The organism is Vibrio sp. 1401, from assembly GCF_033340295.1.
The window spans coordinates 13756-36533 of record NZ_JAWOWF010000050.1 but is presented as its reverse complement, the minus strand read 5'-3'; the positions used below and the strand labels follow the sequence as shown (position 1 = coordinate 36533).

Here is a 22778-nt window from a genome sequence, read left to right as displayed (position 1 = left end):
TGAGCCTAGTGCGGTGAAAGTTGCACGCTGGGTTCTTAGAGGGGCGACACTTGGTAACAGGTGTCGTCTACTCGACATGAGCATCAACCAACACCAAATCGGCGTAGTAACCTTCACGAATAAAACCTCGGCCTTGAATGCCATAGCGAATGGCCGGGTTGTGCGCAGTTTTTTCGACTACTTGAGTCAAACTCATATGACCTAAACGGACATGCTCGAAGAGAGTAAGTAACGCATGCTGAACTAACGGCAGTCCGGCTGGAGCCTGCTCGTAAGGCACTTGTTTTTCTTGCCAAGTGTGAGGAGCGTGATCTGTTGCAATGATATCTATTTGCCCCGTATTTAACGCTTTTAACAACGCATCGCGGTCACTAGGAAACTTGATTGAAGGATTACATTTGATCAAATTACCAAGAGCGCCATAATCTTTGTTGCTGAACCAAAGATGGTGAACACAAGCCTCCGCGGTGATTGATTTATCTCGAATGTCTCCCTCGTCAAAAAGTGCTAGCTCCTTCGCCGTTGTGATGTGCAGCACATGCAGTTGGCTGTGATACTTTTTGGCAAGTTCTACCGCATAAGAAGATGAAGCGTAACAGGCCTCTTCGTCACGCAAAATGGGATGGTCTTCGATAGTGAAACCTGGCTTCTTAAGCCTTTGCTTTTGCTGGTTTTGTTTAATAACAGTCCCACTTTCACAATGAGTAACAATGAGTACTGGAGAGTCACGAAAAATTGACTCCAACGCTTGCGGATCTTCGACTAACAAATTTCCTGTTGATGCCCCCATAAATACTTTCACACCACAATGTTGTTTGGGGTTAAGTTGTTTAATCTGTTCAAGATTGTCTTCGGTTGCACCGAGGTAGAAAGAATAATTCGCAAACGAGCTTTCTTTAGCGAGAGCGAACTTGCGCTCTAACGAGTCAATAGTCGTTGTAGCCGGACTAACATTGGGCATTTCCATGTAGCTTGTAATACCGCCGGCCACCGCTGCCCGCGACTCACTTGCAATTGTGCCTTTATGTGTCAGCCCTGGCTCTCGGAAATGCACTTGATCGTCAATCATGCCTGGCAGTAAATAAGCCCCTTTAGCATCAATTACAATATCTCCGTGTTGTACGGATATATTAGTAGCAATCTTGTCAATTCTTTGATCAACAATACGTAAATCTGTTTCGGTAATGGCTCTTTCGTTGACCACCCGAGCGTTTTTAATCAATGTTGCTGACATAATTCATTCTTTAGATAATTTGAAAAGGTGGCCAATACTCGGTCACCTTGTGAAGCTATAAGGGGAAATCGTGTGTCCGCCTCATAGCGGGCGCTTTGCGCATTCATCGCAAACACAGGAAATCTCAAATTGTGGGCTAAGAACAGTGAAGCCTTCTTGTATGGCTTTCGCACATACGCTAGAAATAACATTGGCTTCAACCGCTATTTCACTAACCTTTCCACACTGAGAGCAAATCAAAAACTGTGGAACGCCATGCTCCTGATCGCACGCGATTTGAGAACAAACGACGTATTTACTAGATGTATTGAGCTTATGGACAAAGTGCTCTGCTTCAAGGAAATCTAGTATTCGATAAACCGACATCGCTTGAATGTTTTGAGAAAAGTTGTGATTGCAGTAGTCAACTAGTTCGTAGGCAGAAAGCGGCTTCTCCGCATATAGCAGTGAAGTCAGTATCAATTTCCGTTTAGTAGTGAGTTGTTTACCTCGCAGCAGGCAGATTTTCTCTACCTGCTTCATGACGTCATCTACCGTTTTGAGCTTTCTCATATCTCTAGATGAAATCCAATGTGAGTAGTAAGCGACGTTCATTGTCTGTAACATGTGGAGAGCGATGTATAACTCCAGTGGCTTCATTGCCTTCCCAACCACTTCCTTTGAGCAGGGCAACATCGCCAGGCTGCATTCGTCGTATTGCACTTTCAGAGTCGTATAATCCCGATAGGTGATCAGGTTGACCAAGACTACCGGCACCGAGTTTAGTGCGATCAATGGTATCGTTGGTTAACCATTCGGTCGCTCGGCCGGTATAAGTTATGACAAGTCTGCAAGGCACACGATCAAAGTGAAATTTCGGGCACATCGGGCTGTCTAGGCGAGTTAGTCTCAAACCTGCTTCTTTAACCTCAAACAAACAGCAGAACATATCGACGATTAAAGCAACATCTTCACTCAGCGCATCAGCACACGCATAGCCCTCTAACTTGCTTCGTACCCATTGTGCAGCATCATCTGGCGTGACACTTTGTACCAGTGCCAATCTAGGCTCCTGAGCCAGCATCAGATTAATGTCCTTCGTCAACTCTTTCGAGAGCGTTCGCTGCCATATGGCAATATTGTGCTCTGGTTTGTAGATGTCGCTAAGTATGTTCGCTGATGTCGATATCGCCAACGATGATGTTGTTTGGACACGAAGCGGGTTCTCAACTACATCAATGCTCATATATCTTCCTCCCAAGCGTTAAAAAGGTCAGGTAAAGGTTTTAATAACGTTGATTTTCTAGGGCTATGAGACCTAGTAATCGTTACGATTTCGCTCTAGTTCACGGACATATTGACACAGTCCCACCCCATGTAGAGTCAAGTCAGACAGCGCTTGTGAAGAAATCAACGTTTACTCTCTCTCAATAGGAGACTACTGGTTGTGAGATCAATTCTTTAAACAACAAATTGTAGAGCCCCAAACAAAGGAATGTTATAACATAACAATTAATCTTTTCAATATTTACCTTTTTTGATTAAAGATAATTAGGGGAACATCATGAGCATGCGAGCACGGAAATTATATTCCGCGATTAGAAAAGTAACGCGTGGGTGAATCGCCATAGACCCGACGAAACATCGCAATAAAGTTACTGGGCGTCGAATAACCTAAAGCATGTGCAATATCTCCCACCGATTCCCCTCGAGCTATCATTTCTAATGAATGTATTAGCAGTACTTGTTGCCGCCATTCACTAAAACTCATGTTTAACTCACTTCGAATCAATCGTCTTAACGTCCGAGATGAGACTGCCCCGATATTGGCCCAATGCTCCACAGAATGCTTGCTGTTTGGGTCTATTAAAATTGCTTGAGTAACTTTTTGCAGTCTCGGATCACTGGGCAGTGGGATGTGGAGTGACTCATGAGGGCTATTGACGATTTCATCGGATATTACGGCAAGAATACGTAAAGACTGTATGGATAGATCGTCTGTTTTACTCCATATCGATGCTCTAACCGATAGGGCTTTCAACACATCGCTCATTTGGATCACGCAAGGTCTCATTGGAAACCGCTCACAACTCTCTGGAGTAAACAGTAATGAACGACCTTTCAGAGAACCACAAAAATAAACACTGTGCATCGCACCCGGGGGGATCCAACCAGCTCGGTGAGGTGGTAGTATCCACGTTCCTTCATCGGTTTTGACCTGAATTAGCCCTTCATCTATACACAGTAACTGGCCTCGATGATGACTGTGCCAATTATGTGGCCGTTGATCCAAATGGTTGAAGTCGCTCCTTTCATGCTGCCACTCCTTAACGATCAGTGCGGCGCCATTTTTCCATTCGCTGTAATCAGAGTTTGTCACTTTATTTACTCAATTCCATTTTGGCCATTATTCATTATTTTCTGTCCTCTTAACGTTACCATAGCAAGTTAGCGTTCGAGTAACATTTTAGCAACGACCATTTTATCGAAGGCAGAACCATCATGAACGAACCTATCTTTATTATCTATTACATTACGGCAGGCTTGGGCATTGGCTTTCTCGCAGGACTCGTTGGTGTGGGTGGTGGTGGAATGGCCGTCCCTATTTTTGCGTTTCTATTTTCACTACAGGGAATAGCTGATACGGAAGTAGTGCATCTTGCGTTGGGGACATCAATGGCTTCGATGATTATTACAACATTGGGCAGCATGCGCGCTCACTACAAAAAAGAGAATGTAGACTCGACAATGGTAGTAAAAATGTTGAGCGGAGTTCTAGTCGGAACATTTTGCGCCACATTCGTAGCATCGTATCTACGAGGCGTCTATCTTGCAGGCTTTTTCAGCGTATTCATGTTGTATGTTGCTTATAAGATGTTCCTCAACACTGAAAATGAGTACAACCCTAACCCACATGGGGCTATCGGTAATATCACTGTAGGCTCGGTGATTGGCTCTGTATCAGCACTTGTCTCTATAAGCGGTGCGGGGTTGATCATCCCCTATCTTGTCCAGCAAAATTTTGAGGTAAAACGTGCTATTGGTACCTCTGCTGCGATAGGTTTCCCTATCGCGCTGTCAGGAAGCCTCGGTTACATGTTAAACGGATGGGAAAATACAGATTGGAACAACTTAGTCTTAGGATACATATACCTTCCTGCAATGATCAGCTTCTCCATTAGTAGCTACTTAACTACTAGCCTCGGCGTGCGTTGTGCAGCGTATTTCCCAAATAAAGTTCTTAAGAAAATCGTTGGTATTTTGTGTGTTCTTCTAAGCTTTAAAATGCTGGGACAAGTACTTAATTAAGGCAAATAATACGGTCACTAGTATGTCTTGCAGTATGGTGGAGGGATAAGCCTGCACAAAACTTACTCCTCGCTTTGCTTACTCGAACAGACAATGTGTAAGAAAGTGTCACATTGTTGCTATTCTTGTGGCTTTGTTAGGCTAGTCAGAATTACATCCAAAATTTTCTGGTGATTGTCCTTTCTGGAAACCTCGTCACGCTCCTGGCAAAGTGCTTCCTCCCCTTCTGATGCGAGAATTTTAATGCCACGCTCAGTACATTCTGCGAACGCACTAAACTGACTCGCACTGGGGATCTCTTGAAACGTCACATTGGGAAGAGCAACAAGTGATTCGGCTGGTGTCAGTGCGGGATGTAGCCGATCAGAGAGCGCCACCACGGTGATAGCATTGTTCATCAAGGCCAGAGTTTCAGGGACAAAAGTTTTCGTTAGCTCAGGGTTGATAACGACGACCGATTTCAGTTTGTTTTCAGACTGAAATCGGGGGAATTTTTGATCCGGGATGCTGGTAATATCAACGTTATTTTCACGTAACCAATGACAGTCTACATTGGTGGCGTTGTGACACGATGTTCGATATTTCTCCGGGCTTATTTGCGCTCCGGAGAGCATCAGCATAGATGTGCCGCCCAGAAAAAAGCCGACCCCCTGCACTGCATCAGTATCTACGCCTCCGGACAGTATCCCGACCGAACTTAATTCGTTCAGCCCAAGCACCAAATCACTGGTTCTGAATGTGATTTCATCAACAGCCATTTCTGCATTGATTTCGTTCGGTGCAGGAGGCTTTGGTACCACAACGACATAACCTTGTTGCGCCAGGCTCGAGGCTATCCAACCACTGTGGGAAAACGCTGACCGTGTTCCGCCCTGCGACAAAAGCACAACGGGAAATTTTCCACTTGCTAAAGGGGCATCTAACTGCGTTTCGACTGATTTAAAAATGTTCCCCCTACCAAACGAGAAGTTGTTTTTTTCGTTCGTTGTGGGATACCAATAATAGACTTCCACAGGCTTGTCTCTGTCTTCACTGAATCCCGTTTTGACTGTTAGCGCAGAATGGTATTTCGGCTCATTCGTACTGGCGCTGACACTGACACATAATGTAGCGAGTAGAAAAGACATTATTATTTTGGTTTTCATTTTTCCCTCAGCCGGCAAACACATTCTTCTGCACGGCATCTGAAGATAACGAGCAGAAGAATATCCATATATTTTGCGAAACATAGCAATTAAGCTATTCATAGTCGAGGTAACCCAAAGAAAATGATAGACCGCTCCAGCTAGAGCCTTTCTTTTCAATAATTTTCTGCGGATATCCACCATGCAGAAGTTTGTACTTTACTCATTGTAAACGACTAATCATGGCCTCTTAAGGCAACATTAGAAAACCAACCGTATTCACAATCCATAACTCCATAACTCCATAACTCCATAACTCATAGTTACACCGATGTATATCTAAGTGAGCTGAAGCTCCATTGCCCATCCAGTGCCCTTTGCATTTTTATAGCAAGGTAGCCAAGCACCATTTTATTACGGACCATTGCTGCCCGCACTAACACTTTTGTTTTGTATCGTAACTGATTTGCTTACTGGCGTTCTTTAGTTGCACTCCTGCCTTATTAAATGCCTTTTGAATAGTTGTGGAAACATGCTGGCGGCCCTCTCCTTCAAAAAAGTTAGCTCGATCTTGCTTCGTTTCGAATACGCAGACTATTTCTAAACTTTGTGGAAAAGAAGAGAATTTGACGGTATGAGTCACCCAAAGAAAGCCATCGTAACCTTTTAGCGTATCTTCACAAACTTCGGTCAACACTTCTCTAATTAGATTCTCGACCTTCTTATCTGATTTGCGCATAAATTAAACTTCATTCCTATCTAACGCCTTTAATTAGGTTTCAGTGTACATTGTCTTAAACAGTATTTGGCAGTGGTATTTAGTCAATAGCCTGTAGATGAGGTTATTCGCACGAAGATTTACCGACCTACTCGCTTCGAACTACATCTTACGCTGTTAAAAATAAGCGCTTTGCAACTCTACAAAACGCTTCTAACTTATTAGATTATTTTAAGTGTGTTTCAAGGAATGCAGAAACCTTGTCCATTGCAATGCCGACTGCTTCTGGATGGTCATACAGTTCATAGTGAGACCAATTTTCCAAATTAACCAGCTGTCGGTCTTTTGATTGAACAGAGCGGCCATAAATTTCCTGCCCATCACGATAAGCACCAAATGCCCCGACTTTTTGCCCTACCACGGCCATAACAGGCTGAGTCAATAACGTTTCGGCAAATGCAAAGGCATCCCAGCTCAGTGTTTTCTGTGCATGTGAAAACAGCATACGAGTTGCACCACCTTCGGTTTGTCCACGTGATGTTTTGTAGTATTCAGTAGCTTCGAACACGTCTCGTTCTGTTAATCCATTTTCTTTTGCAAATTCAATATTTGGAGGAAGAAGTTCATCGATTTTCAACTCTGAGCCGCGAGCTTCGGCTGTTCTCTGTGCAGCCATAGCTTCAAGATTGGCGATAGGGTCGTACATACTAAAGCCTTCACGGAACAAGCGGCCTAAGTTAACAGGCGTAATACCTACGACAGCTTTCAAGCGCTTTTCGGTTAGGGCTGAATTGATCATGTAACCACCACCGCCGCAGATACCGAGTCCACCAATTCTATTCTCATCGACATATGGTAAAGTTACTGCATAGTCGATAACGCGACTGATATCTTCAACACGTTGACTTGGGTCTTCTACGTAGCGAGGCAATCCTCCCGATTCTCCTTGGAAGCTCGCGTCAAATGCGATCACGACGTAACCTAACTCAGCAAGGGCTTTACCATAGACAGCGCTGGATGTTTGTTCTTTACAACTACCAAAAGGATGAACACTTATCATTGTTGGGTAGCGTTTCGATTCATTGAAGCCTTCTGGGAATAAAATTAATGCAGACATATCCCAAGACATATCAGCATTTCTAAAAGTGATTTTTTGCATATTCATAATCAATACCTTAAGAGTAAAAAGCCTTGAGAGCAGAAAGGCTCGAAGCAATTGAGCCTTTCATCGGGAATATTAAAGAGTGCGTTGGAAGAAAGATGCGAGTTGGGATACTGCGTCATCGACGTATTCGGCAACATCATAAAGCGACATATGGTTTGCACCATCAATGGCATACAAGGTTTTATCTGAACTCGCTGCACGTTCTATCAGGTCATCACTCATCCATTTGCTGCCTGCGTCACTACCAACGACAGCAAGAATTGGCTGAGTTAGGAATGCTTCCGCTTTGTGGTACGCATCGTAAGTAATGATCTGGTTTAAGTTACGAGTTAGAGCAAAACCCGGCGCATTTGGATGTTCACAACGTGGTGTGTGGTAATACTCCCAAGCTTCGCGTAGCTCTGCATTTGAGGCATCTTCTTCACGCATCGGAGCTAGAGGAATAGTCGCGAATTCTGTACCATTCGTGTCGGTTGTGCGAGCATTCGAACCAAATTCTAAGTAACCAACAGCGTCAGCATCGTTAACCGAATTATCCCAACCATTACGGAACATTTGGCCAATGTTTACGGCACTAACCATACCCAGTGCTTTGATTCGACGATCATTGATCGCTGCATTTGCACTATAGCCCGCACCAGCACAAATCCCCATTGCGCCAATTTTATCGTTATCGACGTACTCTAACGTTGTCAGATAGTCGACGACTGCGCTCACGTCTTCAGTACTCGTGTAAGGGTTTTCCATTTGGCGAGGCTCACCTGTACTTTCACCTTGATACGAACGGTCAAACGCAATGGCAATTATGCCGCTTTTTGCAAGTTTACTCGCATATAGGCCTGCGGTTTGCTCTTTTACGCCACCACCTGGGTGTGAAACAACAACCGCCGCATATTGTTTACTTGCATCAAAATCTGTAGGGAAGTTGATAACCGCTGAAATCTCAATACCTTGACCATTGAGATTTTTGAAAGTGACTTTAGACATAGCGACATTCTCCATTAGAAGTTAACTGTTCATCTCAGGCTGACCTAAGCTTCGATGTAATATTAGTCAACACACTGTTTCGGATAAATATCGTTTTATCTACATGACTGTTTAGTTATACTTAACAAATGAGAATAGAACCTTCTTTAATTTCATCACTGACGTGGTTTGCACATATTGCTCGCCATCGTAGTTTCACTAAAGCAGCCTTAGAAATGGGGGTAACCCGTGCTGCCTTATCACAACACCTAAAAGCGTTAGAACAACAGCTACAAGTTCGGTTAATTAATCGAACCACCAGAAGTATGTCGCTGACGGAAGAAGGCCAACGTCTGCTTGATATTTTGCAACCTTCATTGGTGAACATTGAGCAGGTCGTTAACGAATTGAACGACTCTCATCTTGAGCCTTCGGGATTAATCCGTATCAGTGTATCAAGAACCGCTGCTCGGCTGCTTATTGAGCCCTATCTAGGTGAGTTCCTCTCTCGTTATCCTAAAATACGCCTAGAGCTAATCATGGATGATGGGTTTTCTAACATCGTCGCAGAAGGCGTTGACGCTGGCATTCGCTTAGGATTAAGCTTAGATGAACATATGGTTGCGATCCCTATTACTCCGCCGTTAACAACGGCAATAGTGGGCTCTCCTGAATACTTTAGGCAAAATGGACTACCTCAAACTCCTGAGGATTTAGAAGATCACAATTGCCTTGCTTATCGTTTTACCTCTAGCGGAACAATTGATCATTGGTCGCTAACCTCTCCAGATGTTGCAAAGCGCACCCTCGTTTTCGAGCCTAAAGGTAATGCTATTTTTAATGATGACTATAGTATGTTACAAGCTGCAATACAGGGTGTGGGTTTAGTGAAGCATATTGATTTATGGGTGGAAAAGCACATAGATGAGGGAAGATTGACCCGAGTTCTGACACCTTGGTGCAAAGAGTTTCCAGGGTTTTATTTATATATACCTTCACGAGAGCATATGCCGAAAAAAATCCGCGTCTTGATGGATTTTTTAATCAAAAAGCGCGAAGCTCTGAAACTCAAAGAGTAATTGCCAAATTGCTTTAAATAAAAAAAGCGAGCACGAGGCTCGCTTTTAACTTTCTGTTTTCGTTATATATTACAATAGCTCAACCGATTGTTTGGCTATCACAAATTCCTCGTTGGTTGGGTTTCCATTAGTATCGCACCTACTAACAGGGATTTGTCGAGTAGACGACACTTATTACCAAGTGCCGCCCCTCTAAGAACCGTACGTGCAACTTTCACTGCATACGGCTCAAGCCTCCACTAAGGCATCATTGATACCCAGCAACTTATAACACAGTCGGGACAGGCTCTTTCCAAGAGTTACGAGCTAGCCTTTTAGATTTTCTCTTCACCAGATATTCTTGGTATTGAGGGTCAAAAGGGGTCGCAGCACTCCTAATTTTTACGTGTCTTTCGATAGGCACTTTCGCTATTTGGAACAGATTGAAGTGACAGTCCATGTTCATGATTTTCTGCCAACCGTGAAATTGCCACTGGCCTTTACGATTGAGAAAATACTTGTGCACAACCCAGTCTTTGGACTTGGTTGGATGACGTCTAACTGCCCAGTGCCATAACGCTTGGAATAGTTTGTGGCCGACATACCCGAATACTTGTTTAGCAACACAGTGGCGATAGTAATTCGCCCATCCCCTAAGTTTCGGATTTATCAACTTGATAAGATCGTTAACAGGGATGGTTGCGTGCTTTTTAATAAGTTCACGTAGATTTCTAAGGAATAACAGCGTATTGAATTTGCTCGGTTTAATGAGCAATTTCCCTTTGTACTTCCTGTGATTGAAACCCAGTGTCAGCGCCGAGAAATTTTGCGTGAACTCTACCGTAAGCAGTTAGAAGATAACGGACGAGTCAACTTATCCCAAATTGCCAGAGAAATGGGACTCTCTAGGCAAAGAGTGAGTGTGTTAGTGAAAGAGCTTCTGTTTATGTAAAAAGTGCATTTGTTCAGTTTATATATAACCTACCAAAAATGCACTTTTCTGAATGTACAAGCAACAAGCGCTTGTGCTGACCTATAGTCCGACCAATCAAGCTTAACCTCGCTAACTCGAAAGTGGACATTTGTGAGTTAGAACTTTGGGCTGACTCTGTGGTTTGATATTAGAAAAAGTATCTTAAAGAGTGATAAGATCAACCTCACCTTTATCAAATCAAAGCTGAAGTTAGCTCAAGAGCATCATATCTAGTTCAGAGTTACTTCGTCTTGTAATCGCAAATGGAACGGGTTCATCTCAGAAAGAATAAATTCTTCAAACCAAATATTTACACCATCAAGTAACTTTAACCCACTCTTGGCCGTATGTGCCGAAAGTAAGTCAAGCTCTTCAAGGTCGATCATCTCTTCAAGAGGCGAAGACCTTACTAAGTTGTGAATAGATCTATTTCGCTCTTTACGCCACGAATCCAGATCACGTTTAAGATTCTTGGGTAAAAACTCATTACATAGTTCTATGAGCTTTACAAAGCTCTTTGTCCCTGCCTTTCGCCCTTTCGAGTACAAAACCAACGATAAGCGGTCTGAAATGCAACTTTCTTCAAGAGCGATTGCTTCTAGATAAAATTCTTGGTTTATGGCCTCGTTGATACGCTCAACAATGTTCTTAGAACGCTCTTCTTTCTTGATGAGCGTTGAATAAGCAGAAAACTCTTCATCTGGGATATGTCTTGAGATGTGCAGATTCATCACTATAGACCTAAAGCTTGGCATAGAATCTAAGATCTCGGTGAATTGCTTCATAAAGGTATCAAGATATGTGTATGTATAGACGTTCTCACGCTTTAACCACCAAGAATAAAGTATATCCCTTTCGGTTCTTGGGATTTGAATAACTCCTTCTCCGATATGGGAAATATAATTGTGAATATTATGAAGAAAGAATGTGCAATGGAATAGAATCGTTTTCCCTTCTGGATACATTGCGTATGCTTCGGGTGTCATATCGTTAATATGAGTTTCAAATACTTTCTTTTGTTCTACATGCTCATCTTCAATGAATAAACACAGTGCATTAAGCAAATCTGTAGGGTTCTTTACATCAAAACCATCTAACCATAATGATTCGAACAGCCAAAAAGCAAAGCTATAACCATCAATGTAACCATCTTTGAAGAATGTGTAGTGTTTGCGACTTTCAAGTTGAGCTTGCTGCTCTTCCAATGAGATATTCACTAGGTTCTTGTTCATTTCACTTCCTGATAATACGCAGAGATATCAAAATCACACATTAGAAAATCTTAGACTAGATGAACACATTAGTTTAGTGAAGAACATCTAACCTAAGTAGAAGTGGGGCAGAAGTGTTTCAGTCAGACAAACCCGTTCATCACACACCCCATTCATATCCCGTTGGCACACCTATGGACAAAACCTTGTCAGTAGCTTTGCTAATTTAGTAACTAATGAATTATTTCTAGTATGGAATACCGCTTTTATAATTGGTACTGACGAAAGCGTACATACCATACTCCAAACCCAAAGCGTCGAACGTTTTGCGTTCACTAAAGTAACTTATTAACTGCTTTCCATTCACTTGAGAAACTCTTTTTCGAACTTGAGTGCCTCTGTACGGTCGCCTAGGTATCTTGGTACACTCTGTAGCGCCATAAAGCCACCTATTGGTTTGTCATGATGTCCAATAATAAGGCCACCATAACAATTGTGAGCATGGCATTCGCTTAGTAACATTGAATTATTAGTGACCAAAATATTGCTTGGTCTTATTAAAATCTCCACACCATTTCTAAGTAAGCGTCCACGGTTTATAACTACACGATTCGGTGGATAAAACTCGATTTCAAACAGGATTTTTTTGTGCGCTTCCCTAATGGTTAGTTTTTTACCTACTAACTGTATGTCCCACGGCGAAGTTGAGTATATTAATTGATTATTCTTGATATGAAGCACTGGAGAATTGAATTCATCAAAAACAACCAAATTTAGTAACAAATGCCCATCCGCTAGGATCAAACCAATAAGAGGCGTACCATCAACACTTACTGGTACCATAGCTGTACCATACCCCTTATCTCGACAAGTGAAACTATTACTACCAATTTCAACTGTGGCTTCAGTACCAGCAAAGTGTAAGTTGTAGGGCTTTGAATTACCCTCTCTCAAATTGTACGGAGATTTGTTAGCCGCACGCACAACTTCAATAGGAAGTAGCCCACCAGTTTTTTCTCGATGGTGCTGATCGCATAAAAGAGTAATTTCATCAGCTACATGACGCTTGACAACAGCCCACTCCTCCATATGTTCATATTCATATAGAGGCAAACCACAAATCACGCAGCCAAAACCACACCTTTGACGAACTTCCCGTTGAATTGGTAGTGGGATATTTCGACTATTACATTGCTCTATTTCACACATAGTTTTCCTTGATTATCGGCATACAGCTAACGCTTTGCTAAACGGATATGACGGCTAATATTTGTTATGATTTCATTCAAATAAATATAAGTATTTTTCCATATCATCCTCTGAAACATAAATCATTTTTCGATGAGTGCTTTCCAATCAATAAAATCACTCAAATTTACAATTTGACTATCATCGACAAAGCAACCCTTGAATGGAGAATCTTGCACAATCTCTGAAAAGATACGCTTAAATTGACCTAACACTTCCGCTGTGTTTGTACAGTTTTCAAATGAAATCACGTGGTATGCGCCATAACACTTATCTGGTGGTATCAGATCAAAATAGCGTCTAGGACCGCGTGGTCTTTCGGGGTTTGATTTAGAGATAATAAAGGTAAAACCACCTTTTCCCTTACCGACTCTAATCCAGCCAACAGCATTATTCTCTCGCCAGCTTCTCCCCATATCTTTAGCCAACTGATCTTTCATTCTGATTTGCATATTTTGACTAATTACACCACCAGTTTGAGCTTCTAACTCAGAAATCCTCTTAGCAAATGCATTTTCATATTTATCTTCAAACTGTTCCTCTGTTTCTTTATAAATTGGTAAGTAAAAGTACATTCTTCCCCCATGAGTTATAACGCTTTGCTAAGGTGTGAGCAACGCAATACCGAACCTTCCGCACATCACCTTAAACACTAAAATCAACGCATAGTGAAAATACCACGCGTTGCGAATCAATCTTAAGCAACGTGTTAGGCTACTAAGCTCCGATGCCAATCATTACTTTTGCACCGATAATCGAATTACCTGACAAACTATTATTCATTACACTTAGCGCCTCACCTTTGAGGAATACATTAATCCCAAATGGTCGCAAATCTAATTTAGTTATTTCAGCTGCATTCTTTGACTTACGCGCAACCTCTAACACAATTCCATCAGGAGTATTAACCGTAACCATTGAGTCTGTGGCACTAACAATTACTGCGTTGTGCAAAGATCTATTTTTTCTTACTAATGGTTGCCATTGCTCTCCTTTTGGATCTGAAGGAATATTAATCCATACTTCTAGTTGTTCATTTGAACCAATTAGGAAAGGAATAAACTCATTTACAGTGATTAGAGCGATTCCATCAATCAACTTATTTTTAGCAATTTCTAGCTCTTTAAACGGCTTAAATTGCAAAGGAAGTGAGTCTAGTTTCATTATGATCTCCCCCTTTTCGGTGAAACGTGAATATTTCTCTTAGGATTTTGAGAAAACCAATCATCTATATATTTCACAATTTCCTGTTGCTCTAATTCATCATCAGATAATGTTGGGGTTCGTAAGTTCCATGAAGCAATAGCACCTAATAAAACTGTAGCTATTTCATAAATTTCAATCGATATCTCTTGTTTCGTTAAAGATAACTGAATTACTTTTGCAAGAAGAAGAAATATAGACCCAGCTGTTGCACCAAGTGCAGCATTGAACCACACTGATTTATTTTCAAATTTCTTTTTAAGAATGCTAAATTCATACTTATCGAGTTCGTAAGGCTTAACTCCAAGATACTTAACTGGCTCGCCCTCAACTCCTCCCTTAACAAACAGAGGTTCATTACAAGTCACCTCTTCGCTGGGACTTTCTGACAAATTATCACTATTCATCAAAACTCCTTTTGTAGCCTAACGCTTTTTAGACTAAATCTTTCCGCCTTTGCTTTCGGTCTATCTTGCTACCATCATGTATGCAACTCAAGCAATATAAGCACATTATGTGAATGTTGGCCTTTCATGACGGAAAGTATCCGCCTGAAATTCTTACGCTGCACCATTAGGTTTAGTAAGACAAAAAGAGATGAACAACATGTGAACGAGTTTTTAATCTAAGTAGAAACGGGGCATAAATGAGCCAGCACAGATCTAGCTGGCTCGAAGATGGACAATAGTTTACCAGTGATTTTGCTAATTTAGCTATTCATATCATAAATAAATTCTCGTATTGAACACGGTCTACTAGCTACCGACTAATAACTCAAAATCATCCACAGTCCTCACCAACATCTCACTTCAGCCACGGTTGGTGAAAAATTCTAACAAGTCTACTTGACCTGTCTACTACCCTACAGTTCATACTATCCAAATACTAAGAACATTTGGGTCAAATCTCACATGTATTGCGTATTTCGGAATTGGGGCAAAGGCTGGTATATCTCGCACCACCTTGCTCTATTACGAGAAGCTAGGGCTGATTAACGGCCATCGCCTTGACAATGGGTACCGCTATTACAGCGAAAACGATTTGCAGCTACTGTTTTTGACTAAACAACTTCAAAGTGCAGGACTCTCACTGAAAGAGTGTGAACAATGCATGGACGCGAAGTTAAGTAGAAGCTCATTGGAAAACCTGATTACGCATAAGTTTCAGCTTGATCATTTCCGAGCCAAGCCTATACTCAGATCATTGGTTTGAGAGGTGTTTATGGCTAGAAATGAGATTCAGTTTCAAAAAGGTTTATCGTTGATCCGCTTCAACAACCTTTATGGAACGGAAACTCAGTGCTATGACAGACTTTTTTAATCTTAGGTGGGGTAATGGGTTTGTCTGCCCTAGCTGTGGCGGTAAAGAATACTGCAAGCTAAAGCGGCATTCGTTATATCAATGCAACACCTGCCACCAACAAACATCTCTTACCGCAGGGACTATTCTTGATAACACCAAGCTGCCACTGACTAAGTGGTTTCTCGCCATCCTCCTGCTGACTAAAGTTAAAAACGGCATATCAGCATTAGAGCTATCAAGGCTAATTGAGGTCTCATATAACACGGCATGGCGCATGAAGCATAAGCTCATGCAAGCGATGAAAGAGAGTGATGATAAAAGACAACTCGATGATGCATATTGGGGCGGTAAAACAAAGGGTAAGCGTGGCAGAGGATCTGTAAACAAAGTGCCTTTCATTGCTGCTGTCGCTCTGAATGAAGACTACAACCCTGTTTACATGCGAATGACTGTGGTTAAAGGCTTTCGTAAAGATGAAGTTGAGAAGTGGGCTAAGAAGCACTTAGTGCCGTCCACTCTCGCCATATCAGATGGACTTTCCTGCTTTGAAGCCCTGTCCAATGCGAACGTACACCATGATCGGGTTGTTAAAGATGGCGCACCTGATCTTGATGAAATTCAAGATAAATACTTCCATTGGGTTGATACGATGATCGGTAACGTCAAGAACTCATTGAGAGGAACTTACCATGCTATCAGTAAAAAGCATCTACCTCGATATCTCGGTGAGTTTTGCTTTCGATTTAACTACCGATTTAGACTCGAAGAAGTGCTAGATGAGCTTCTTGGCTCATCAATGACAATACCTCCTATGCCATATCGGTTACTAAAATTAGCAGAGTCGTATTAAGTGACTCATTTGAGCCACTGATATACCCATCCATCAGCGATTAAGGTCTGTTTGATTTTAGCTTTATCTTTGCGACTGGCACGGTTGTAGATTGATCGGATCTCTTGCTCAAAGCTATCTTCATTAAACCCACGTTTAATTGCTTTTTGATACCACTCATGCCCTTGAGCAACATCTCCCAAGATCATCTTACATGCGCCAATTAGAGTGCATGGGCGGTAGTCTTGTTTAGTAAGTTCATGAGCTTGAGTACCAAATTGGATCGCTTTATCAAACATGTTTAGATCACGCTTTGCACCACCACTTGTGGTTAAGAGTGCCGATTTCAGGCTCTTGTTGCCATTTGCGAAATTGAATGGGAAGTTTTTATTAACCAGAGCGACCGCAATTTGGGGTTTCCCAGCCTTTCTGTAATCAGCAATAGCATTCACGAGATTCCAAGGTTTCTTCGTATCTTCCCATTTGCGCTTTGCTAGCTCAGCTCGATTCAGATAGTACAGCCCACTTACATATTGATTTTCAAAACCTTTATTGATTAACCATAAGTAATCGCTCTCAGAGATTGTTTGCCCTTTGGTCAATGGTTCGAGGATTTCTGCTGCTTTGGATCGTCTTAGTACCTTAACTACCTCTATCGATGGAAAATCAATGTAGTCCCTCTCATATTGAGCTTTTCGTTCCTTAAACATCTTTTCTGATGCTTCACGTCTCGCTTGCAGCTTTTGCTCTTGAATCTGGCGTTGTTCATTTCGTTGTTCTGCGGGAGTTTTGGTTCCGATAGAGACATGTTTTGAGAGCAGGGATTTAATCATTTCACAATCACCTGCGAACTCACCACTGTTAGTCGCTATCCTCTTTTTAGCTGAAAGTTTTAAAGGCATTAACTTCAAAGGTAATGAATATGGCGATTCAGGTTGGGAATCAATAAGCAATATCAAAGCCTCGGTGTACTCATTACCCATCAGTTTGGATATGTCATTAATCTCATTCATTAGGTACTCTTGGTCACTGGAAGCGGCAATGCTCTTTTCTATCAATTCTAACCAGCCATAATGGAGTGGGAACTGGGAGCGAGAGAACAAATTTTTTACTTTGCTGAGTGACATGTGAGTTAATTCCTTGAGTGAATGATGAATAGCCTTTGTTCATGTAAGTCATTATAAATGGGTAACAAAAAAGCGCAACGAAGTGATATTTCAACTTAGCTGAAAGTTATGCGTAATCAGGTTGGAAAATTGGCTAACGCAACTCAACCATGAAATTGATGAAAAATCCACGCCCGCGAGTTGCTACTGGCATTACTTGGATAACGCCCACAAAGATAGTTACACTTGGTAACAAGTGTCGTCTACTAAACAGAGGTGAGTTTGGCAAACAGGCTTAAGGCTTGCACCAATTGGCATCATTAATGTTGGTGGCTCTGATTCCACCAGTATTAATGCACAAAGTATAAAGTCAATATGATTGAGTAATTTTTTCAAAATGATAGATGGGAACTCGCCACGTGCCATCACATCAAACACGATATTACACCAATAATATTACCGAGCGTCTATAACTTTACAGGTTACGGTAATCAATACCTTCACTTGTTCCAAAGCACTATCAAGGCAATATTGAGTTGAAAAAGCATGGTTATCCATCAATGACTCTATCTGCTTGGAAAGTCCTAAAAGTCTACGAAGAATTTTATCGAGGGTTAATGCATGGGTTCGCCAATCACTCTGGATACGGCTATTGGCTATTAGTAAATCTATCCTTAAGAGGTAAATTTGAAGCTCTAAGAGAATGTTCTGCTCTCCAACCTTTTTCGATATTAACTTCGCATCTTCTAGGCATTTGTGAAGATGACTAGTATTGATCTCGTTAGGTAGATGGGTTAACAACACAAACCTCCTTGGTGGATGAGTGGCTACTATCGAGTAACCACACACCTGCGCCAGTATTATTTAGATTTGAAAACTAGTCCATTTCTAGCCAGTTCATAGTCGAGATATTCCCAAGCAGTAAAATTTGTAAAGCCGATTTCATCATCATCTTTAATGTTCAGAAGAGACTTGTCACCTGTTTCCTCATATTCTTCTTCAACTTCACCTTCCACTCCGTTTAAAGCCTCTTCCACAAGCTGTTCTTGAATGTCTTCGTCTGACCAACCTAAGAATTTTGCAGTTAGATTTGGCTTAAGCCGATAGTAATCGTCAAGTTCACCTAGTGGTGGCTCTTTTCCTTGTTGTACCGCTTTAATGGTCTGTTCTAGCCCATAGGGGTACGTAGCCTCATCCCATTTGAACAACTGTTCTTCATCAACCACGAATATAAGCCAATAATCAGGATTAATAGCCACCTGCCAACCAAGTAAGTTGAACTCTCTAATGATGTAAAAGCGATCATCATGCGATAATGGCATGCCCACCATCTTCTGAATAAGCCCTTCACGTACTATGAACCGATTTTGGTTTGCTTCAGCATCCGATTTGTGAGTTTGAGAGCATAAAAGAATTAGCTTTGCTACTTGTTCATAATTGATACGATTATCTTTTACTCTTCTTTGAATAGGCATAGTTAGTTTTATCCTGTTATTTACATAAAAATTAATACGCGCTAACAACTAGCTAAACTCGCTTATACCTAAAACTAAAAAAGAAATCTCACGATTTTGCCCGATACTCAAGTCATCAAGCCAGTAAGTAACTCTTTTGTGACGTCTGCGGGATGACTGCTCCCTTGCGGCCTTACCCAAAAACGTATTGATTCACTAAGAGTTTTGGGACTTCCATCTTCACCATTGGCAAAAGGGATATTCAGATCAAATGGGAAAAGAGCATTATGGAAGCAAGTGATAATGTCTTGTTTAGAGTTCAACTTACCCTCGCTAATATACCCTTCAGCGAACTCTTTGATTATTGCAGTTTCTAGTAGTACTGACTGAAACCAATCGATAGAGTGCTTATATGAGATGACCCAATTAGGACCATTTACAATATCAAAACTAGTGTCATCTATTCCCCAAGACGTTGATTCAGAGAGAGTATCTTTGCTAGCAGCCAAACAAGAACTCACAATCAGCCCCTTTATATTGCGTCCTTTACTCTTAACCATTTCTGATACTTTTTAATGGAAGCATCAGCTACGCACTTACCATCACCATGTCCACCGATGTAAAGTATTTGTATGTTCTCTTCCGTGTCAGTTAGGTGATTTAACGCATATTCCAACGAGTTATTATCGTAATAATCACATGAATAAATATTAAGCTGTGACTTTTTAGCATTTTTGTTCACATACTGCTTTATCCCTGTAAAAAAGGGAGTCCAGTCGCTTGATCTCTGTTGTTTTTGAATGAAAACCAAGGCGCTTCGGCTACTAGTAGCGCGACATCTCTTTTCAATTTAAATACCTCTTAATCAAAATTGTTGGTGGCTTACTCTTCTTACTTGTCATGGTTCACCTAGTTAGTGGATTGGGGGGACGGTGAAATCCTATAAGTTGATATTACCTACATCTATGGCTAGTCACATTAGTTATTCTAGGGAAAACTGCGAGTTTTCTCTGCTACTGAGTAAATACATTAACGCGAAGTGGGGCAATGATGAGTCAGCTAGGAAGAACAACTGATGTGATCACCAAGCGATTCTGTCGTACCTTAACTACCAACCGATTTTGTCGGTTGACTAATTACCAAGGGAAAATGACGGATCCATTTCTATACCTAACCCTTTGAATAGGTCAAATCATTATTTAGGGGTTAGTAAGGATGATCATCATGGACTCTCGCTCCCAGCTTACTGTTGATGTGATCGCTAAAGTCACTCAAGGTAAGATCAGCATTCACAGTGCTTCCAAACTCCTCAATAAATCCCGTCGTACCATAGAGCGTTATCTCCACCGCTACCGCCGTGAAGGCATACGCTTTGTTGTTCATGGCAATAAAGGGCGTGAGCCTGTCAATAAAACCCCTGATTCACTGAAAAGACAGGTTCAGCAACTGATCCAAACTAAGTACTTCGATTTCAATTTGCAGCATCTTGCCGAATTGCTCACAGTCCATGAAGGCTTGACCATCAAGCGGGAAACCTTGCGAAAGTGGGCGCACGCTATCCACCATGTGAAGCGAGCCAAGCGTCGTCGTAGCCGTGTAAGAAAACACAGAGAGCGGATGGAGCAGCCTGGACTGATGCTGCAAATGGACGGCAGTCCGCACCAATGGTTTGGTGAGCATCGCTCATGCTTGATTGCCATCATCGACGATGCGACCAGTGATATCCATGCTGAGTTCTTCCCTTCCGAAACTACGGAAGGCTGTATGAAAGTCATGAAGGCGTATATCGAAAAGCGAGGTCTGTTTAAGACGCTCTACGTCGATAGAGCGGGTATATTCGGTGGTCCAAAACGCAGTAACTTCTCTCAGATGCAACGCGCTTGTGAAGAGCTAGGGATCGAAATCATCTTTGCGAATTCGCCCCAAGGCAAAGGACGGGTCGAACGGGCATTCGATACGTTCCAAGACAGGTTGGTTCCAGAGCTTCGGCTGCATCATATTACCGATATTCAAAGCGCCAACGAGTATCTTCAAAACCAGTTCATTCCACTGTACTGGCAACAGAAAATCGCGGTGCAGGCGAAGAACCCGAGGTCGGCGTTCAAGGTTGTACCTGAACACATCAACCTTGATACGGTCTGTGTTCACAAGGAATATCGCAAGGTTCGCCGAGATCATACCTTCAGTTATAACAATAAAATGTATCTCATCGACTCGCCCATACGACACTCTATCGTCAATCAGAAACTGGAAATACGCTGCCAGTTCGATGGCGCATTCTCAGCCTATTTTGGTCACCGCAAACTGCATATTACCGAGTTAGAAGAGCCTCCAAGAGCGAGTGAGTATGGGATGGAAGTCCAACGCAAGTTGGATGTCATCGAGCTTGCCGACCGCTTGGGTAATGCGACGGAAGCTGCTCGGATCAGCGGTTGCTCACGCCGAAGTATCTACAACTATCAAAAGGTATTAGCCGAGGAAGGCATCCTTGGCCTTAAGCGCATTAACAAACCGCTGCACCGCAGCAAAAACAGCATACCTGAAGAAACCGAAAATAAAATTATCGAGCTGACCTTAAACAATCCGTATCAAACCTCAGTACAGTTGAGAACCATGCTCAAGAAGGAGTACAACATCACCGTCAGCAGTTGCACGATACGAAATATCTGGAAGCGCGAGGCACTGAATACCAGAGCGCTGAGAATACAGCGCTCAACGGCATTAAATAAAGAAGTCTAGCCTGTGGGCTAGACTTAAAGGTAAACGACAAAGTCGCTTGGGATTTATCCCGTCAGGTTCCCTTGGTAATCACATAGGAAGAACAACTGACTCAAAAGTGGGCTAGTTAAGTTAACACTTAGCTATAGTTGTCATGATAGCCATCGATTGCTGGATGGTACTGTCTATCGTTTTCGAGGTCTAATGCTGTAGTTCTTTCATCATAGACATGGTTATTTACATATTCTCCATCGATGAAAAAGAATTCACGGTAGCAAGAGCCAAATTTCGAACCTATGCGCTCTTTCGCAATTTCATTAGCGTCTTCAATAGTCCAAGGATTGTTTCTGTTTCGTAAGAACTCAACACAGATGTATCCCCACTGGTGTAATTGCGAACCATAGCCTATATCCAAGTCACGGTGTTTAACTTCAGCGAAACTTAGTATCCTTGCACCTATATCGGTTGCAAAGCCTTTATCGAGATACTCGGCCTTAAAGTTACGTCTAATAAGTTTGGGAGTGGTGCCTTCATACTCTAGCTCATTTACCATCAAATCATCATCAAATATAACCAATAGAGAGCTGTTTTGATTTGGATTAAGCTGTTTACCTCTATTCCCCTGAGCCATAGCGAACTCTTGATTAACCCCATCCATACCTTTATTTGCATTAACTATATTAGCTCTATGATTGTTAGCTTTTTTCGAATGCTGTAATAGCGAATGGTAGTTAGGGAAGCCAACTTCTCGTGCTGCTAATTCAAGTGCTTGGGTGTGCTTAACACCTAGTTCAACTTGAATCTTTTTAGCTAGTTTCTTGATATTTGAAATGAAAGATTGAGTAATATTCATGATCTTATATACCTAGACGAAAAGCTAAGTAAATCCACTCCTAATTTTCTTCTTCCCGCCGAAATAAATAAGAAAAAATATATAATTTAGGATTATGGTTCTCGAAAGAGTTTGCCTTATTGGAGTGAGTAGGCTTCCATCCAGCCTTAATTTAACAATCTATCTCATACTAACTCATTAGTCAAACTAACAAAACCCATACCTTGAGGCATCACTTGGATAACAAAATCTAGTTCAAACTTCCATGATGAGATTGAACGAATCATCATTGCTAGCAAGGTTTGGGGCAGAAACGAGTTAGGTTCATTGCTCTAACTCGTCAAACTAC

20 protein-coding genes and 4 pseudogenes are annotated in these 22778 nt (G+C 41.8%); 6 read left to right on the top strand and 18 right to left on the bottom strand.

All coding sequences use genetic code 11. The features are described 5' to 3' along the window. Positions 1–82: 82 nt before the first annotated feature. The 4 genes and pseudogenes from R7Z77_RS20165 to R7Z77_RS20150 form a co-directional block, all read right to left on the bottom strand. Positions 83–1234: pseudogene (locus tag R7Z77_RS20165) on the bottom strand (dihydroorotase); the annotation flags it as partial. A gap of 81 nt (positions 1235–1315) precedes the next feature. Beyond that, positions 1316–1786 (bottom strand): Fur family transcriptional regulator, encoded by a 471-nt coding sequence (locus tag R7Z77_RS20160; RefSeq protein ID WP_025767649.1) that lies wholly within the window; start codon positions 1784–1786, stop codon positions 1316–1318. Positions 1787–1790: 4 nt separating this feature from the next. Continuing rightward, complete coding sequence (locus R7Z77_RS20155) at positions 1791–2459, bottom strand: DUF1826 domain-containing protein (RefSeq protein ID WP_132936371.1); 669 nt, start codon at positions 2457–2459, stop codon at positions 1791–1793. 339 nt (positions 2460–2798) lie between these two features. Next, a complete protein-coding gene (locus R7Z77_RS20150) occupies positions 2799–3593 on the bottom strand; it encodes an AraC family transcriptional regulator (protein WP_132936370.1) in 795 nt (264 codons plus the stop codon). A 122-nt stretch (positions 3594–3715) separates the two neighbouring features. Here R7Z77_RS20150 and R7Z77_RS20145 point away from each other — a divergent pair, with 122 nt between their 5' ends. Further along, the gene (locus R7Z77_RS20145; RefSeq protein WP_053307804.1) at positions 3716–4522 is read left to right on the top strand and encodes a sulfite exporter TauE/SafE family protein; all 807 of its coding nucleotides are present in this window, start codon (positions 3716–3718) and stop codon (positions 4520–4522) included. Positions 4523–4641: 119 nt separating this feature from the next. Here R7Z77_RS20145 and R7Z77_RS20140 read toward each other — a convergent pair whose 3' ends face one another. From R7Z77_RS20140 to R7Z77_RS20125, 4 genes are all read right to left on the bottom strand, one after another. Continuing rightward, positions 4642–5850 carry an alpha/beta hydrolase family protein gene (locus R7Z77_RS20140; RefSeq protein WP_240694219.1) on the bottom strand — a complete coding sequence of 403 codons (1209 nt, stop codon included), beginning with the start codon at positions 5848–5850 and terminating at the stop codon, positions 4642–4644. Between the two features lie 232 nt (positions 5851–6082). After that, the gene (locus tag R7Z77_RS20135; RefSeq protein WP_132936368.1) at positions 6083–6385 is read right to left on the bottom strand and encodes a Fis family transcriptional regulator; all 303 of its coding nucleotides are present in this window, start codon (positions 6383–6385) and stop codon (positions 6083–6085) included. Positions 6386–6590: 205 nt separating this feature from the next. Beyond that, a complete protein-coding gene (locus R7Z77_RS20130; RefSeq protein ID WP_017635745.1) occupies positions 6591–7529 on the bottom strand; it encodes an alpha/beta hydrolase in 939 nt (312 codons plus the stop codon). Positions 7530–7601: 72 nt separating this feature from the next. Next, on the bottom strand, positions 7602–8516 hold the full coding sequence (locus tag R7Z77_RS20125) for an alpha/beta hydrolase (RefSeq protein ID WP_017821078.1): 915 nt from the start codon (positions 8514–8516) through the stop codon (positions 7602–7604). Between the two features lie 128 nt (positions 8517–8644). Here R7Z77_RS20125 and R7Z77_RS20120 point away from each other — a divergent pair, with 128 nt between their 5' ends. Beyond that, positions 8645–9574 carry a LysR family transcriptional regulator gene (locus tag R7Z77_RS20120; RefSeq protein ID WP_213873957.1) on the top strand — a complete coding sequence of 310 codons (930 nt, stop codon included), beginning with the start codon at positions 8645–8647 and terminating at the stop codon, positions 9572–9574. 265 nt (positions 9575–9839) lie between these two features. Here the strand turns inward: R7Z77_RS20120 and R7Z77_RS20115 are convergent. Next, positions 9840–10361, bottom strand: a pseudogene (locus R7Z77_RS20115) (group II intron maturase-specific domain-containing protein); the annotation flags it as partial. Between R7Z77_RS20115 and R7Z77_RS28940 the strand changes: the two are divergent. Next, positions 10347–10505, top strand: a complete 159-nt coding sequence (locus tag R7Z77_RS28940) for a winged helix-turn-helix domain-containing protein (protein ID WP_180767994.1) — start codon at positions 10347–10349, stop codon at positions 10503–10505. The pseudogene R7Z77_RS20115 and the gene R7Z77_RS28940 sit on opposite strands and share 15 nt — an antisense overlap. 251 nt (positions 10506–10756) lie before the next feature. On the opposite strand, the gene R7Z77_RS20110 is transcribed toward R7Z77_RS28940, so the two are convergent. The 5 genes from R7Z77_RS20110 to R7Z77_RS20090 form a co-directional block, all read right to left on the bottom strand. Continuing rightward, on the bottom strand, positions 10757–11758 hold the full coding sequence (locus tag R7Z77_RS20110; protein ID WP_025607520.1) for a hypothetical protein: 1002 nt from the start codon (positions 11756–11758) through the stop codon (positions 10757–10759). 342 nt (positions 11759–12100) lie between these two features. Beyond that, positions 12101–12946, bottom strand: coding sequence for a hypothetical protein (locus R7Z77_RS20105; protein WP_050936048.1), 846 nt, complete (start codon positions 12944–12946; stop codon positions 12101–12103). Positions 12947–13068: 122 nt separating this feature from the next. After that, positions 13069–13560: a hypothetical protein gene (locus tag R7Z77_RS20100; RefSeq protein ID WP_318136800.1), complete on the bottom strand. Its 492-nt coding sequence runs from the start codon at positions 13558–13560 to the stop codon at positions 13069–13071. Between the two features lie 142 nt (positions 13561–13702). Continuing rightward, positions 13703–14149 carry a hypothetical protein gene (locus R7Z77_RS20095; protein WP_050935799.1) on the bottom strand — a complete coding sequence of 149 codons (447 nt, stop codon included), beginning with the start codon at positions 14147–14149 and terminating at the stop codon, positions 13703–13705. Continuing rightward, complete coding sequence (locus tag R7Z77_RS20090) at positions 14149–14595, bottom strand: hypothetical protein (RefSeq protein WP_050935800.1); 447 nt, start codon at positions 14593–14595, stop codon at positions 14149–14151. Before R7Z77_RS20090 ends, R7Z77_RS20095 begins: the two co-directional genes overlap by 1 nt. A 504-nt stretch (positions 14596–15099) precedes the next feature. Between R7Z77_RS20090 and R7Z77_RS20085 the strand changes: the two are divergent. Together R7Z77_RS20085 and R7Z77_RS20080 are read left to right on the top strand one after the other, a co-directional pair. Beyond that, a pseudogene (locus R7Z77_RS20085) lies at positions 15100–15332 on the top strand (MerR family transcriptional regulator); the annotation flags it as partial. 77 nt (positions 15333–15409) lie between these two features. Continuing rightward, positions 15410–16340, top strand: a pseudogene (locus tag R7Z77_RS20080) (IS1595 family transposase). A 5-nt stretch (positions 16341–16345) separates the two neighbouring features. On the opposite strand, the gene R7Z77_RS20075 reads toward R7Z77_RS20080, so the two are convergent. From R7Z77_RS20075 to R7Z77_RS20065, 3 genes are all read right to left on the bottom strand, one after another. Continuing rightward, positions 16346–17446 (bottom strand): hypothetical protein, encoded by a 1101-nt coding sequence (locus R7Z77_RS20075; protein ID WP_025607707.1) that lies wholly within the window; start codon positions 17444–17446, stop codon positions 16346–16348. A gap of 839 nt (positions 17447–18285) precedes the next feature. Beyond that, the gene (locus R7Z77_RS20070; RefSeq protein ID WP_225481803.1) at positions 18286–18948 is read right to left on the bottom strand and encodes a hypothetical protein; all 663 of its coding nucleotides are present in this window, start codon (positions 18946–18948) and stop codon (positions 18286–18288) included. A 59-nt stretch (positions 18949–19007) separates the two neighbouring features. Then, the gene (locus tag R7Z77_RS20065; protein ID WP_050935802.1) at positions 19008–19439 is read right to left on the bottom strand and encodes a hypothetical protein; all 432 of its coding nucleotides are present in this window, start codon (positions 19437–19439) and stop codon (positions 19008–19010) included. Positions 19440–20094: 655 nt separating this feature from the next. Between R7Z77_RS20065 and R7Z77_RS20060 the strand changes: the two genes are divergently transcribed. Next, positions 20095–21618, top strand: coding sequence for an ISNCY family transposase (locus R7Z77_RS20060; RefSeq protein WP_145532416.1), 1524 nt, complete (start codon positions 20095–20097; stop codon positions 21616–21618). Between the two features lie 118 nt (positions 21619–21736). On the opposite strand, the gene R7Z77_RS20055 is transcribed toward R7Z77_RS20060, so the two are convergent. Next, positions 21737–22450 carry a hypothetical protein gene (locus tag R7Z77_RS20055; RefSeq protein ID WP_059678442.1) on the bottom strand — a complete coding sequence of 238 codons (714 nt, stop codon included), beginning with the start codon at positions 22448–22450 and terminating at the stop codon, positions 21737–21739. Positions 22451–22778: the final 328 nt, after the last annotated feature.